The organism is Rhodoblastus sp. 17X3 (genome assembly GCF_030056575.1).
GTDB lineage: Bacteria > Pseudomonadota > Alphaproteobacteria > Rhizobiales > Beijerinckiaceae > Rhodoblastus.
The window spans coordinates 40,602-54,372 of record NZ_JASHHX010000005.1; the positions used below are offsets into that span (position 1 = coordinate 40,602).

Here is a 13,771-nt window from a genome sequence, read left to right on the forward strand (position 1 = left end):
GTCATGAGACGGCCTCGATTTCGATCTGGCGCAAGACTGCCAGCAGCTGGACGACCAAAACAGCCGAATAATTTATATCATTACGTTCGATAAATCAGAAAAGACTTCCGGCGTCACAACTCGGCCATCCGCAGGGTCTCCTTGTCCTGCGCGCCGCAGGCGCTGAATTGCTGCAGCAGCCATGTTCCCGCCGGCCCCGGCGGCGCATCGCGGCGGTAGATCGCAGACAGCGGGATAATGCCGCCCGGATGCTCGGGCATATCGAGCCGCACGAGCCGTCCCGACGCGAGATCCGGCTCGACCATTTCGAGCGGCATGTTGCCCCAGCCGATCCCCTCGCGCAGCAAGGAATGTTTCGCGCCAAGATCCCCGAGACGCCAGGTTCGCCCGCTGACCACGCCGAAATCGCGCCCCTCGGAAAGCGTCGAACGATCGGTCAGCACCAGCTGGACATGGTCGCGCCCGGCGCCCGGCGCCAGCGTTTCCGTCCGGGCCAGAGGATGGCCCGGCGCCGCGACCGGGACCAATTCGACCGCGCCCACGCTGATCCGCTCCAGTTCGGCGCGTTCCGCCGCGAGGGGGCCGCTGATCCCCAGCGCGGCGTGGCGATCAAGCACGAGGCCGGCCACTGCGCCCAGAGTTTCGACGGACAGCCGCAGCGCGACCGTGGGAAATTTCTCGCTGAATGCGCGCAGCAGCTCGGCCAGCCGGCGCGAGGGAACCATGACGTCGACGGCGAGGCGAACTTCCGGCTCCAGCCCGGCCAGCATGCCCTTCACCTTCGCGCGCAATCCGTCCATGCCCTGCGCGATATGGCCCGCCTCCGCCAGAACCGCGCGCCCCGCTTCGGTCAGGCGCGGACGGCGCGTCGATTCGCGATCGAACAATTCGACCCCCAGTTGCGCCTCCAGATTGGCGACGCCATAGGAGATGACGGACGTCGCGCGATTGAGTTTGCGCCCGGCCGCGGCGAAGCTGCCGGTTTCAACGACCGTCAGGAAGATCCGCAATTGATCGAAGGTTGGGATTCCAGGCTCTGACATTTCTATTTTCTGGAATTGATCGTCACATTTTATCCCACTGAACGGAAAAGAGCACAATAACTACATTGCCGTCATGACAGGCCCTCGCCGGATCGCCGGCGCCATGGGGCCAACAAGGAGGCAGACATGATCGAACTTCGTCCGTTCAGCGGCCTTGGCGGCGACAACCACGGCTGGCTCGACGCCAAGCATCATTTCTCATTCGCCAATTATCACGACGCGTCCCGCATGGGATGGGGCGCCTTGCGTGTGTGGAACGATGACGCGATCCAGCCCAAAACCGGCTTCCCGCCGCATCCCCATCGCAATATGGAGATTGTGACCTTCGTGCGGAAGGGCGCGATCACCCATGAAGACAATCTCGGCAACAAGGGCCGGACCGAGGCCGGCGACGTGCAGGTGATGTCGGCGGGCCATGGCATCGTCCACTCCGAATATAATCTGGAGGATAAAGTGACGGAGATCTTCCAGATCTGGATCGTGCCCACCCGGACAGGCGAGGCGCCCAGCTGGGGAAGCCGGCCCTTTCCGAAAGACGACCGCGCCGGCGCGTTCGTGACGCTCGCCTCGGGCGTCGCGGGCGATGACGCCCTGCCGATTCGCGCCGATGCGCGAGTGGCGGCCGCAACCCTCAAGGCCGGGCAAAGCGCGGAATATGCGCTCGGCAAGGACCGCCGCGCCTATCTTGTCCCGGCGACGGGCGCCGTCGAAATCGACGGCCTTCGCGTCGGAACGCGCGATGGCGCCGCGATCAAGGACCTTGAGACCGTACGGGTGACCGCGCTCGAGGATAGCGAGATCGTCCTGGTCGACGCCGCCTGACGCTCCCCGAGCGTTTTCAGGCGACGCAAATAACTTCCAGACACGGCGGGGGCGCCCTGATTCGATCGGATCAGGGCGCCCCCGCGAATTTCGGACTCCCCCTCGGCCGCCGATGGCGCCGGGCGAAGACTTGGAAACCAGATCAACATATTGAATCAGCCGCCAATTTTTCTTCATTCACAACACTTGCCGGGCCTATTGGGAACAGTTTAACCTTGACGCAGCGGGAGGCCAATTATTGGAATAGAGCAATTTATATAGCCTCATGTCGCATAGAAAATCTCTTTGAAAGACATGCAAATTTACCAGGATAGCCGAGGAAACGATGTACACCCCTTCCTATGCCACCATTGCTCACGCAATTGGCGCCCCAGAAGCGGCCGCAGAATTGCTGAATGAAGGCAATATAACCATTAGCAAGAAGTCGCTCAGGCTCCTTCTTCGATACGTTGCTTTGTCATCAGACTATGATGAAAATTTTTATCTCCGAGAGAACAATGACATAGCGGAGGCCTATGAAGCGGGGCAGGTCACGGATCTGCGCAAGCATTACAGGGAAAACGGATTCTTCGAGGGCCGAAAAGCTGCGAATGTCGATTTCGACGAAGTCTGGTACCTGGAAACCTATACCGACGTCGCCGACTCGGTCGCCGAAGGCGCCTTTAGCTCGGGCCTCGCGCATTTTCTTGAGCGCGGCGAGATTGAAATGCGCTCGCCCAATGAAGACGCCAAACGGTGGGTCCAGGCCTGGGCGGAATCGCTCTCGCATCAGAACCCGGAAACCGTCTGATCCGAACCCGGCTCGGCGCAAGATAGGACAAGATATAAAAAGAACGCCCGAGCCGCGCCGTCGAGAAATCGGCAACTTCGCCTCCACACGGCGACATGCCCCGCTGACGGGGGCATTTCGCGCCTTCTTCGGCTTCGCAAATGTGAAGACAAGCGATAGTGCTGCATTTCTGATATCGAACATGTTCTGAGTCCACGCTCCGGCAGTCATGCAGTTGAACGAAGAGCAAATTGAAGCGCCGCGTCCGGCGCGCGCGGAAACGCCCTCTCCCGGGCGGGACGAAGCGTTGGAACATCTCCGCGAGGCGGCGGCGCGCGACCCCGAAAACACGCTGGCGCTTTACGGCCTGGCGACGGCTCTGCGCGAAGGGGGACGCCTCGACGAAGCGACCGAGGCCTATCGCGCGATCCTGGCGAAAGACTCCGGCCATGTTTTCAGCTGGCGCGGCCTTGGCTTGCTGGCGCGCGATCGCGGCGACCGCGACCAGGCGCTGGCGCATTTCCGCAAGGCGGCGGAACTCGCCCCCGAGAACACGCTGATGCTGCATGACCTCGCGATGGGTCTGCATGAAAGCGGCCGCCTCGCCGAGGCGGCGGAGACCTATCGCGCCGTCGTGGCCAGGGACCCCGGCCATATTTACAGCTGGCGCGGTCTAGGCATGGTCGCGCGGGACCGCGGCGACCACGAAGAAGCCCTGCTCCATTTCCGCAAGGCGGCGGAGCTCGATCCCGAAAACACCCTGACGCTGCACGACCTGGCAATGGGCCTGCTCGAACTTGGCCGCTTCGACGAGGCCACAGAGGCCTATCGCGCCGTCGTGGCCAAGGACGCCGGCCATGTGTTCAGCTGGCGCGGCCTCGGCATGGCCGCTCGCGAACGCGGCGATCGCGCCGCAGCGCTGGAGCATTTCCGCAAGGCGGCGGCGCTCGATCCCGAAAACACCCTGATGCTGCATGACCTCGCTATGGGCCTGCTCGAACTTGGCCGCTTCGACGAGGCCACAGAGGCCTATCGCGCCGTCGTGGCCAAGGACGCCGGCCATGTGTTCAGCTGGCGCGGCCTCGGCATGGCCGCTCGCGAACGCGGCGATCGCGCCGCGGCGCTGGAGCATTTCCGCAAGGCGGCGGCGCTCGATCCCGAAAACACCCTGATGCTGCACGACCTTGCGATGGGCTTGCTTGAACTTGGCCGTGTCGACGAAGCAACCGAAGCCTATCGCGCCGTCGTCGCGAGGGACCCCGGCCATGTATTCGGCTGGCGCGGTCTCGGCATGTCGGCCCGCGAGCGCGGCGATCACGCGGGCGCGCTCGAGCATTTCCGCAAGGCGGCGGCGCTCGACCCCGAGAACACGCTGATGCTGCACGACCTCGCGGCGGGATTGCGCGAACTCGGCCGGCTCGACGAGGCGGCGGAGTTCTTCCGCGCCGTCGTGACGAAAGATCCCGGCCATGTTCACGGCTGGCGCGGCCTCGGCATGGTGGCCCGCGAGCGCGGCGATCATGCCGAGGCGCTGTCCTGTTTCCGCAAGGCGGCGGCGCTCGACCCCTCCCAGATCTGGACAATTCAGGACGTGGCGACCGAGCTCCAGAAGCTCGGTCGTCCCGACGAAGCCGAGCCTTTGCTCGGATCGCTTGTCGAGAGCCATCCGAATTCAGCCGACGCCCTGCTCGCTTACGCGCTCGGCATCCGGCACAGGGCCACTGCCAGCGACCATGTCCGGACGCTGGAGAAAGCCGTCGAACTGGAGCCGCGCCATCTTCAGGCGAAACTGGCGCTTGCGAATGAATATCTGGGCGCGTGGCGATTGGGCGACGCGGAAGCGCTCTATGATGCGATGCTCGCCCAGGACGCGACCAATTTCTGGGCCCTGATGGGCAAGGGACAGATCGCCCGCCGGCGGGGAGACGGCGACGTCGCGCAAAAAGCCTTCGAGAACGCCGCAGCGGTTCCGGGCGCCCTGATCTGGGCGACCATCTCGTTGTGCAACGAATTGATCGAAGTCGGACGCTTCGACGAGGCGCGCAATCGTCTCGGCGCCGCAATTTCGCGCCATCCGACAGAACCGGCCCTGCTGCTTCAACTTGGATATACGGAGCGCGCCGCAGGCGAATATGCCGCGGCAAGCGCGGCCTTTGCGAGCGCGGCGGCGCTGAACCCCCTCCAGCCGCAGCCCGAAATCGAGCTGGCGGCCGAGGACATCCGACTTGGCCAGGCTGGTCCGGCCGTCACCCGCCTGACGAATCTTGTCAGCCGCGATCCGAGGAGCGGCCAGGCGTGGGAAGCGCTCGCCAACGCCCTTCGACAGATCGACGACGAGCGGGGCGCGGTCGCTTGCCGACGGAAAGCTGTCGCATTGGATCCCTCGAACCTGGGAGCGCATCTGCAACTCGCCCTCGGCCTTGAACGTCTTGGCCAGCCCCGCGAGGCGCAACATGTGCTCGAGATCTGCGATCTCCGTTTCGGGCCTTTGCCCGAAACGCAAGTTCTCAGAGCCGAAATCCTCCAGAGCCGGGGCGATTATCCTGCGGCGCACGCCCTGTTGAAACAGGCCGCTGCGAGATTTCCGACCCATTTCGATCTGTGGTTTCATCATGTTTCGCTGCTGATCCACTTCGGCGCGTTCGACGAAGCGCGGCGCGCGGCCGATGCGCCGCCGCATTGCAGCCGGCGCGAACAGGTCAGGATCTCGATGCTGAAGGGCCAGATCGCCGCCGCGCGCTGGGACCTCGACGAGGCCTATTCCTGCTTCAACCATGCCGCCGAATTTTACGCGACGGACTCAGGCATCCATCACACCGCGTCTCTGACGGCCCTGCTCCGGCTCGACCTCGACGCGACGCAAGCCCATCTGGAAACCTCGGTCCGCAACGACCCGACCCATCGCTTCCTCCACGCGGGAAACTGGAAGCCGTCGCAAACCCATATCGGGCAACTGCTGGATGAATATCGGATCGACGAAACGGCGCTTTCGCTGCTGCGCGATTGCCTGACGAAGGACGATCCCGTCGAAGCCCTGGAGGCCCTCGTCCTCGAAGTCCCCGACTACACCCCGGCGGCCATCAACTTCCTGATCGCCCTGCGGCGGAGGGAACTGCTCGACCGGCCCGGGCAACCGTCTCCGGGCGACAGGCTCATCCCGACGCGGATCACGCAATATTGGGACGACAACATTCCGCCTGACGTCGAGGCGCTTTGCGACGGCTGGCGCGACATGCATCCCGGCTATCGCTATATCCGCTTCTCCAAGGCCGACGCGCGTCGCTATCTTCTGGAGATGGGGCCGACAGGCGTGCTCGCCGCGTTCGACCGCGCCAGTGAGGCGGCGATGAAGGCCGATCTTTTTCGTCTGGCGGCGCTGTATCACGAAGGCGGCTATTACATTGACGCCGACGACCGCTGCCTCGCTCCGATCCCGACCATCGACCCCGGCGACCGCAGCCTGTTCGTCTATCAGGAAGATCTCGGCACAGTCGCCAATAATTTCATCGGCGTCGTCCCCCGGCATCCCGTGATCGGCCATGCGCTCGTCGCCGCCCGCGAAGCCATCGAGCGCGGCGACACCGACATGCTCTGGCTGGCCACCGGCCCGGGCTTGATGACGCGATGCCTCGCCGCCCATCTGGCCGGGCATCGCCAGGATCGCTTGAAAACCATGTATGTTCTGGAGCGCCATGACCTGTTCAAGGCCGTCGCCATCCATTGCGCCGCCGCCTATAAGCATACGCCAAAACATTGGAGCCGCACGGCGTTCAAGCAGCCGCGCATGCAGTCGCTGGCGTTGATCGGCGCCCTGCTGGACGCAAAATCCGGCGCAGAGACTTGACGGCGAAGGCAGCCGCGCCCGCCGCTCGGGATGCGGCGGAATTCAAAGGACGATCATGTCAGATCTGACGATATGCGCGATATTCAGGAATGAAGGCCAATATCTTCGCGAATGGCTCAGCTTTCATGCTTTCATCGGCGTGAAGCATTTCTACCTTTACGACAACAACAGCACTGACGACAGCCGGAGAGTCATAGCCTCCTGGCCCGGCCAGGCGATGGTGACTGTAATCGACTGGCCCCAGGTCGGAGGCCAGAACGCGGCCTATCGTCATATGCTCGAGACCCACGCCAATTCCGACGATTGGTGCGCCTTCATCGATTGCGATGAATTTCTGACGCCGCAAGGCGACGTGTCGCTGCGGCAGGCGCTGGACTGGTTTGAACCCCGTTGCAACGGATTTTTCGTACATTGGCTGATGTTCGGGTCGTCCGGGGAGGTCGAGGCGAAGCCGGGCCTCGTCACGGAACGCTTCCTGCGCCGCGGCTATGAAAGTTTCCCGCCAAATCAGGTCGGCAAGAGCGTCGTGAAGCTGAACAAGGCGAAAGACGTTCGACTCTGCCATCTCATTCAATGTGACGGGCCGATGCTGAACGACGCCGGCGAAGAAATCGACCAGAACGGCAATGGCATTCACACCGGGATCAGCCATAATCTTCTGGCCCTGAATCATTATTACACCAAATCCCTGTCCGAATGGCGCAGCCGCCGCGCGATCGGCAAGGCCGACAAGAAACCGGGCGACGCCGATTATCAGCGAACGGAAGAAGACTTTCACCGTCATGACCAGAACGTCGTCGAAGACCTGACCGCCGCCCACATCATTCGGCGCATGCGTGAGACGGGAACGCTCTGACCACGCCGCCGATATTTTCATTTTTCATTGGCTCGTCTGAGCCGGGGACAGCGCATGCGCCGCACGATCGAGGGAACCATAAGCCGCTTCTCCTACGAGGGGCTTCCCTACACGTTTTTTGTCGCCAACAAGGGCGACGACATTCAGGCGCGCCATTTCGAAGGGCGCCTTTATGAACCCGAGGAACTGGCGATCATCGCCCGCCACGTCGGTCCGGGCGCCAGTATCGTCGATATCGGCTCGAACGTGGGCAATCACGCCATCTATTTCGACAAGGCGCTCAAGGCGAGGCGCGTCTATGTCGTCGAGCCGAATCCGACCGCCATTGAACTGCTGGACATCAACTTGCGGCTCAACGAGGTTACGTCGGTCGATCGCCGTTTCATCGGCCGGGGCTTTGGCGCAAAGGCCGCGCTGGCCGAAGTTCGCGAGCTCTATCCCAACAACCTGGGGGCGGCCGAACTGGAGCAGATCCCCAATGGTTCGGTGCAGATCGAGTCGGCGAGCGTGGCTCTGGCCGGTCTACAGGTCGACTTCGTCAAGGCCGACGTCGAAGGGATGGAAATCGACGTGCTGGAAGGACTGATCCCCTTGCTGCTGGAACAGCGGCCAAAATTGTTCATCGAAGTTCGCGACGTCAACAGGCCGGCGTTCGATCACATGATGGCGGGGCTGCCCTATCAACTGGCGGCGACTTATCGGCGCTATGAGGCTCTCGAAAATCTGATGTTCGTGCCGAATTCGTAGAATTGCGAAGGATCATGGCGTTCGCCTATAAATTGCAATTGCGTGAGACAGCATGAACAAAATTGTTCCGACCCTCGTTTTCGGCGATTATCGTCCGGGCGACTGGATCAGTCGCTACTGCCGTTTTCGCGTCGAACTGCCGGCCGGGTCGCATCGCCTGGTCGGCAAGACCTATAATCCGCCGGGCGAGGATCTGGAGGGCAGCAACCTTGTCGTGGTCATCGACAAAAGGCCGATCGGCGAAATCCGCCCTCACAATCCGCCGGAATGGAGCGCCTTCGGGCTCGATCTTCCGAAGCTCACGGCGCCATCGCGCGTGAATATCCTGTTGCACACCACGCGCTTCCGCTTACCGCCGCCGCCCGATCAGCGCATTCTCGGGCTGATCCTCGATGATTTTTGCGTCCAGCTCCAGGGCTGATCTATTCAAAGCGTTTTCGTGAACATCTTGCCGCGTGAATTTTAGAATGGGTCCGGTGGAGCGCATGACGCAGTCCTTGCTGCCAAATATTGTCCGGAGGCTTATCCAGGGCGGTCTCATCGACCCATCCATCGCCTGTCCTTACCTGCCGGCGGACAAGCTCTATTATGAGGAAATATTCGATTCGTTCATGATCCTGACAGTCGAAGAACGGAATAAAGCTTTTCCGTTCTTCGACGCCGAATATTACCTTTCCCAGCTCAATTCGAATTTCGACGCCGACATCAATCCCCTGGCCCATTTTTTCAAATTCGGCTTCGCCTGGAACCTCGCGCCGCATCCCCTGATCAATCCGTCATTCATGGCGCGCGCCCGGCCCGATCTGTTCGGCGCGCAGATGCGGCTCGATCAATTCGCAAGCGCCCTGATCTTCGACTGGTGCGATCCCGGCCCCTTTCTCTGGCTCTCCTGGTATCGCGGTCAGGCCCGGCTGTCTCCGAGGGAAGGCGCCCTGCTGCATTATCTCAAGCGCGGCGCCGTCCTGAACCTTCCGCCCAATCCCTATTTCCATCCCGAGGCCTATGCCGCCGGCGTGCGGGAAGCGCCGCGCAACGGCCTCGAATTGGTGCGCCATTTCATGACGCATGGCGACGTCGCCTCGGCCGTCGTAGGCGACCGCTTCGATCCCGAGTTTTACGTCCGGCAACATCCGGAAAGCGCGGCGGGGACCGGCGGGCCGCTCCAGCATTTCCTCGCCATTGGTCGGCATCTTGGCCACAGCCCCTGTGAAACGGCCAGGACGCCCGGCGAACAGGTCAAGCTGTCCGCCGCGACCAATGACGTCCCCATCGTCGAGACGCCAGCGGCCATTCTCGATCGCTGGGCCAATTTCAACGATCGCGTCGCCAACGCCCGGCGCGTCCGGCTCGAAAACTTTCGCGAGCGGAATATCTGTCCGGTGGCGATCGAGGACCATCTCGCCGCGCTCAAGGAACTGGCCTTCGCGCAGGAGGACTCGCCGGACGTCGACGTCCTCATTCCTTGCTATGACGAATTTGAAATCACGGTGGAGTGCCTCGTCGCCCTGAGCCGCGCGCGCCGCCGCCGCAAGCTGCGGATCATCATTGCGGACGATGCTTCGCCCGACGAAAGTGTGAGCCTGCTTGAGCAGGTCCCCGGCCTGACCTTCATTCGCCATCCCGAAAACCTGAACTTCCTGCGCAGCTGCAATCGCGCCTTCGTTGCGACCAGCGCGCCTTTGCTGCTTCTTCTCAACAATGACACGCAGGTTTTCGATGACGCGATCGACCTGCTCGCGGACGCCATCGAGGCGGACGACGCGATCGGCGCGGCGGCGCCCATGTTTCTCTATCCCAATGGGCGGCTGCAGGAAGCGGGCTGCGCTTTGCGTTTCGACGGCGAGAGCGAAATGACCGGCGTCGGCGACGATCCCGAGCGCCCCTGCTACACCTATGCCCGCGAGATCGATTATGGCTCGGGCGCCGGGCTGATGCTGCGGCGCGACGCGCTGGAAGGCGCATTATTCGACGAGCGTTTCGCCCCCGCCTATTGCGAGGACGCCGATCTGTGCCTGCGCATCCGCGAGAGGGGCTGGCGCGTCGTCTATGAGCCCGCTGCCCGCATCGTCCATCACCTCAGCGTCTCGACGTCCCGCCAGTCGCGTCGCCGCCGCGTGCAGCTCGCGCAGACGAACCAGCAGAAGCTGATGGAGAAATGGGGACCGCAGCTGCGCGAGCAGAACCGCGCCCGCGTGCTGGCCTTCTATCTGCCGCAGTTCCATCCGATCGACCGCAACAATGTCTGGTGGGGCCGCGGCTTCACGGAATGGACCAGTGTCACCCGCGCAACGCCCTCCTTCGTGGGCCATTATCAGCCGCATCTGCCGACGGATCTGGGCTTCTATGATCTGCGCCGCGTCGAAACCATGGGAGAACAGCAGGCCCTCGCGCGGCAATATGGGATCGAGGGCTTCGCCGTCTACTATTACAATTTCGGCGCAAACCGCGTGCTCGAACAGCCGATGGAAGCGCTGCTGAAACATCCAGAGGTCGATTTCCGCTTCGCCTTGTGCTGGGCCAATGAGAACTGGACGCGCCACTGGGACGGCGGCGAGCGATCCATGCTGCTGGAGCAGCATTACGATGACGCCACGCTGGATTCCGTCGCGACGGACATGGCGCGTTTTGCGTCCGACCCGCGCGCGATCCGGGTCGACGGCAAGCCGCTGGTCATGGTCTATCGTCCGCTGCAAATTCCCGACGTTCTGAAGGCGACGCAGCATTTTCGCGCGCGTTTCGCCGAGGCGGGCCACAAGGAAATCCATCTTGTCTATGTCGAGAGCATGGAGGCGATCGAACGCCGCGTCCGCCCCGCCGAGATCGGGTTCGACGCCTGTATCGAATTTCCGCCGCAGGGCATCGCGGAGCCATATAAAAGCCCTGTCAAACCCCTGAAGGCCGGCTGGGATGGACATCTTTACGATTACGCCGGGACAGCCCGCAACGCCGTCCTGCGCCAGACCACCGACTATCCGCGCTATCCGGCCGTGGCGCCGAGCTGGGACAATACCGCCCGCCAGCCGCTGAACGGCACGACGCTGGTCGGCGCCGAGCCGGAATTGTTTCAGGCCTATGTCGAGCACAAGCTGGATGAAACGCTGGATTTTCAGGTCGGCGACAGACGCCTGCTCTTCGTCAACGCCTGGAATGAATGGGGGGAGGGCGCGCATCTTGAACCGGATCGCGGCTATGGCCATCGGTGGCTCGCCGCGCTCAGGCTGGCGCTGCTCTCGAAGGGGGTGATTGCGTGAGCTCCGATGAGACCTCGTCGACTGTCTTTGTTGGTCATCCTTATGCGGCGATCGGCAAGGGCGAGGAATTGCGCGCCAATCTGCGCGCGCTCGCCAGTCTCGACGAACCGGTCGAAACGCTCGATATTTATCGCTGCGAGCCAAGGACAGACCCCGACCACCTTGCCCTGATCAAGCCGATCGAGACGCGGCGGCTCGGGCGGGGCAAACGCATTTTCCATATCAATGGCGATGAGATCGATCCCGTCCTGCGGACGCTGGAAGCGATGGGCGAGCCCTTCACCGCAGGACGCAATGTCGTCGTCCCGGCCTGGGAGCTTCCGCAATTCCCGCAAATCTGGGTCGAGCAACTCAAGCGTTTCGACGAGGTCTGGGCGATCTCCCATTTCGTCAAACACGCGCTGGCCGCGAGCGGCGTCGAATCGCATTTCATCGGCCAGTCGGTCGATCTCGCGATTCGGCCCTTCCTGTCCCGTCGGCATTTTGGCTTGCGGGAATCCGCTTTCGTCTTTCTCGTTTTCCTTGATTTCTCGTCCTATGCGTCGCGAAAAAACCCTTTCGCGGCGATCGAGATGTTTCGTCGATTGCTCGCGGAGCGGCCCTTTGACGACATCCAGCTGGTGCTGAAAATGAAGGGCGACAGGCAGGCGTCCGACAACCTTGCCGCGCAGATCGACCTGCCCCCGGATTCCTTTGTCGTCGTCAACCGGTTGCTGAGCGCCTACCAGCAACATAGCCTGATCGCCGCCTGCGACTGCCTCGTTTCACTGCATCGCGCGGAGGGGTTCGGGCGCGGGCCGGGCGAAGCCATGCGCCTCGGGCGCGCCGCCCTGGCGACCGGATGGTCCGGCAATGTTGATTTCATGGAAAAGTCGAACGCGCTGCTGGTCGATTACAAGCTCATTCCGGTAGCGCAGGGCGACTATCCGGAAAGCGAAGGGCAGGTGTGGGCCGAGCCCGATGTCGAACACGCCGCCTCGCTGGCGCGATGGGCGCTGGACAACCCCGCCGACCTGCGCGAACTGACGCGGCGAGGCCGCCACGACATCGTGATGAAAATGGGCGATCGCGCCGTCGGATTGCGCATGCTGCAACGCCTGAGCGCGCTCGACGGGTAAAGGTTTCGGGACTCAGACAATCAGCTGGAACCGGTCCACGATCGGGCCGCCTTCGACCCAGATCTGAACCTGCAGATTGGTCCGCAGGGTCGACGGCGGCTCTGCCGCCAGCGATTTCAGATTCAGGGTGAGGCGGTTTTCGTGAAACGCGAATTCGACCGGCTCGGACACGCAGCGCAACTCGCTCATCGACAAGCGATTGACCTTCGCCAGAGCGGACAGGATTTTCGCGCCCGCCTCAAGGACGACCGCGCCGTCCCGAACGATCGCGGCGCGCGCCTGCGGCGTGCTGAGATCGAAGGTCATGACATTGCCGCCAAGATAGCTTGTTCTTGCGTCCGTGAATCGACGGTTCAGCGCCGCCAGTTCCTGGACATAGGCGTCATAACAGGGATTGAAGATCGCCTGTTGCGCGGCGCTCAACGGAACCTGCCGAAGCGCGAGTCCATTGGGAATTTCAAGGCTGCCGGTCACGATCGAATTGGTGAGCAGGCTTTCCGCGAAACTCGCCGGCGCGACGATGTCGAACAGGCGCCGCAAATCGGTCAGCGGCTCCTTGGCGAGGTCCGCAATGAAGGGAACGCCGTGTCCGCGCATGTAATTCAGATGATAGAAGGCCGCCCGGTTGACCGCCGTTTTCCAGCTTCGCCATTCCGTCAGATGCATGTTGTAGCCGATGGGCGTCGAAAAGACCGGCGCGCATTGCTGGCCCTCCGCCGGCCGCTGGTCCGACGTCAGAACGAGCCACAGATAGTTCAGATGGACCTTGGCTTCGATCTGCTCGCGGTCGAAAAGAAAGCCCAGGCGTCCGATCGGGTCGCCGGAAAACATCCAGCCCGGCGCCACCAGCTGCGGCGTTTCGATATCGGCGACCGCCTTGCCCTCCCTGAAGAACTGGTCGAGCAGCTCGTCGTTGAAGAACATGATTTCGTCCGAGTCGACGCGGCAGACATAGCGCCCCTGGCACGATGCGAATCCGGCGACGCGCTTCTCGATCTCATTCTTCCAGCGCTGACGAATAACGCGATAGGGAATGCCGCTGGAGGCGAGAATGTCATAGACGCGATCGTCCGACTTCTCGGGATTGCGTCCGGTCGCCACATAGAAGGGCGCCATCCATTCATAGGCGCCGTCCACCACCACCAGTTCATCGACCTTGTCGGCGATAGAAGACAAGGCGCCCGCCAGCATGTCCCAGTCATTATAAATGGACAAATAGGCGCTGAATTTCCTGACCATGCTTATGCCTTCCCGCGCTGGATGCGAGGCGGACAGGGCGTGGGCAGGCCCCGCCGCCTAACTTGCTCCAGTGCGCTGCCGG

At 62.5% G+C, this 13,771-nt stretch carries 10 protein-coding genes; 8 read left to right on the forward strand and 2 right to left on the reverse strand.

The window, feature by feature from the left end:
• Positions 1-113: 113 nt before the first annotated feature.
• The gene (locus tag QM467_RS06870; RefSeq protein WP_283365565.1) at positions 114-1,043 is read right to left on the reverse strand and encodes a LysR family transcriptional regulator; all 930 of its coding nucleotides are present in this window, start codon (positions 1,041-1,043) and stop codon (positions 114-116) included.
• Between the two features lie 126 nt (positions 1,044-1,169).
• Here QM467_RS06870 and QM467_RS06875 point away from each other — a divergent pair, with 126 nt between their 5' ends.
• The 8 genes from QM467_RS06875 to QM467_RS06910 all read left to right on the forward strand — a co-directional run bounded on the left by QM467_RS06875 (position 1,170) and on the right by QM467_RS06910 (position 12,450).
• Positions 1,170-1,865, forward strand: coding sequence for a pirin family protein (locus tag QM467_RS06875; protein ID WP_283365566.1), 696 nt, complete (start codon positions 1,170-1,172; stop codon positions 1,863-1,865).
• A gap of 325 nt (positions 1,866-2,190) precedes the next feature.
• Positions 2,191-2,655, forward strand: a complete 465-nt coding sequence (locus QM467_RS06880) for a hypothetical protein (protein ID WP_283365567.1) — start codon at positions 2,191-2,193, stop codon at positions 2,653-2,655.
• A gap of 286 nt (positions 2,656-2,941) precedes the next feature.
• Complete coding sequence (locus QM467_RS06885; RefSeq protein WP_283365568.1) at positions 2,942-6,478, forward strand: tetratricopeptide repeat protein; 3,537 nt, start codon at positions 2,942-2,944, stop codon at positions 6,476-6,478.
• A gap of 55 nt (positions 6,479-6,533) precedes the next feature.
• Positions 6,534-7,334, forward strand: a complete 801-nt coding sequence (locus tag QM467_RS06890) for a glycosyltransferase family 2 protein (protein WP_283365569.1) — start codon at positions 6,534-6,536, stop codon at positions 7,332-7,334.
• A 54-nt stretch (positions 7,335-7,388) separates the two neighbouring features.
• Entirely contained in the window at positions 7,389-8,081 is a 693-nt protein-coding gene (locus tag QM467_RS06895; protein ID WP_283365570.1) for an FkbM family methyltransferase, read from the forward strand.
• Positions 8,082-8,133: 52 nt separating this feature from the next.
• Positions 8,134-8,502, forward strand: coding sequence for a hypothetical protein (locus tag QM467_RS06900; RefSeq protein ID WP_283365571.1), 369 nt, complete (start codon positions 8,134-8,136; stop codon positions 8,500-8,502).
• 64 nt (positions 8,503-8,566) lie between these two features.
• Positions 8,567-11,332 (forward strand): glycoside hydrolase family 99-like domain-containing protein, encoded by a 2,766-nt coding sequence (locus tag QM467_RS06905; protein ID WP_283365572.1) that lies wholly within the window; start codon positions 8,567-8,569, stop codon positions 11,330-11,332.
• The gene (locus QM467_RS06910) at positions 11,329-12,450 is read left to right on the forward strand and encodes a glycosyltransferase (RefSeq protein ID WP_283365573.1); all 1,122 of its coding nucleotides are present in this window, start codon (positions 11,329-11,331) and stop codon (positions 12,448-12,450) included. The genes QM467_RS06905 and QM467_RS06910 overlap by 4 nt, the downstream gene beginning before the upstream one ends.
• A 12-nt stretch (positions 12,451-12,462) precedes the next feature.
• Here the strand turns inward: QM467_RS06910 and QM467_RS06915 are convergent, their stop codons facing one another.
• On the reverse strand, positions 12,463-13,689 hold the full coding sequence (locus QM467_RS06915) for a hypothetical protein (protein ID WP_283365574.1): 1,227 nt from the start codon (positions 13,687-13,689) through the stop codon (positions 12,463-12,465).
• Between the last annotated feature and the right edge of the window lie 82 nt (positions 13,690-13,771).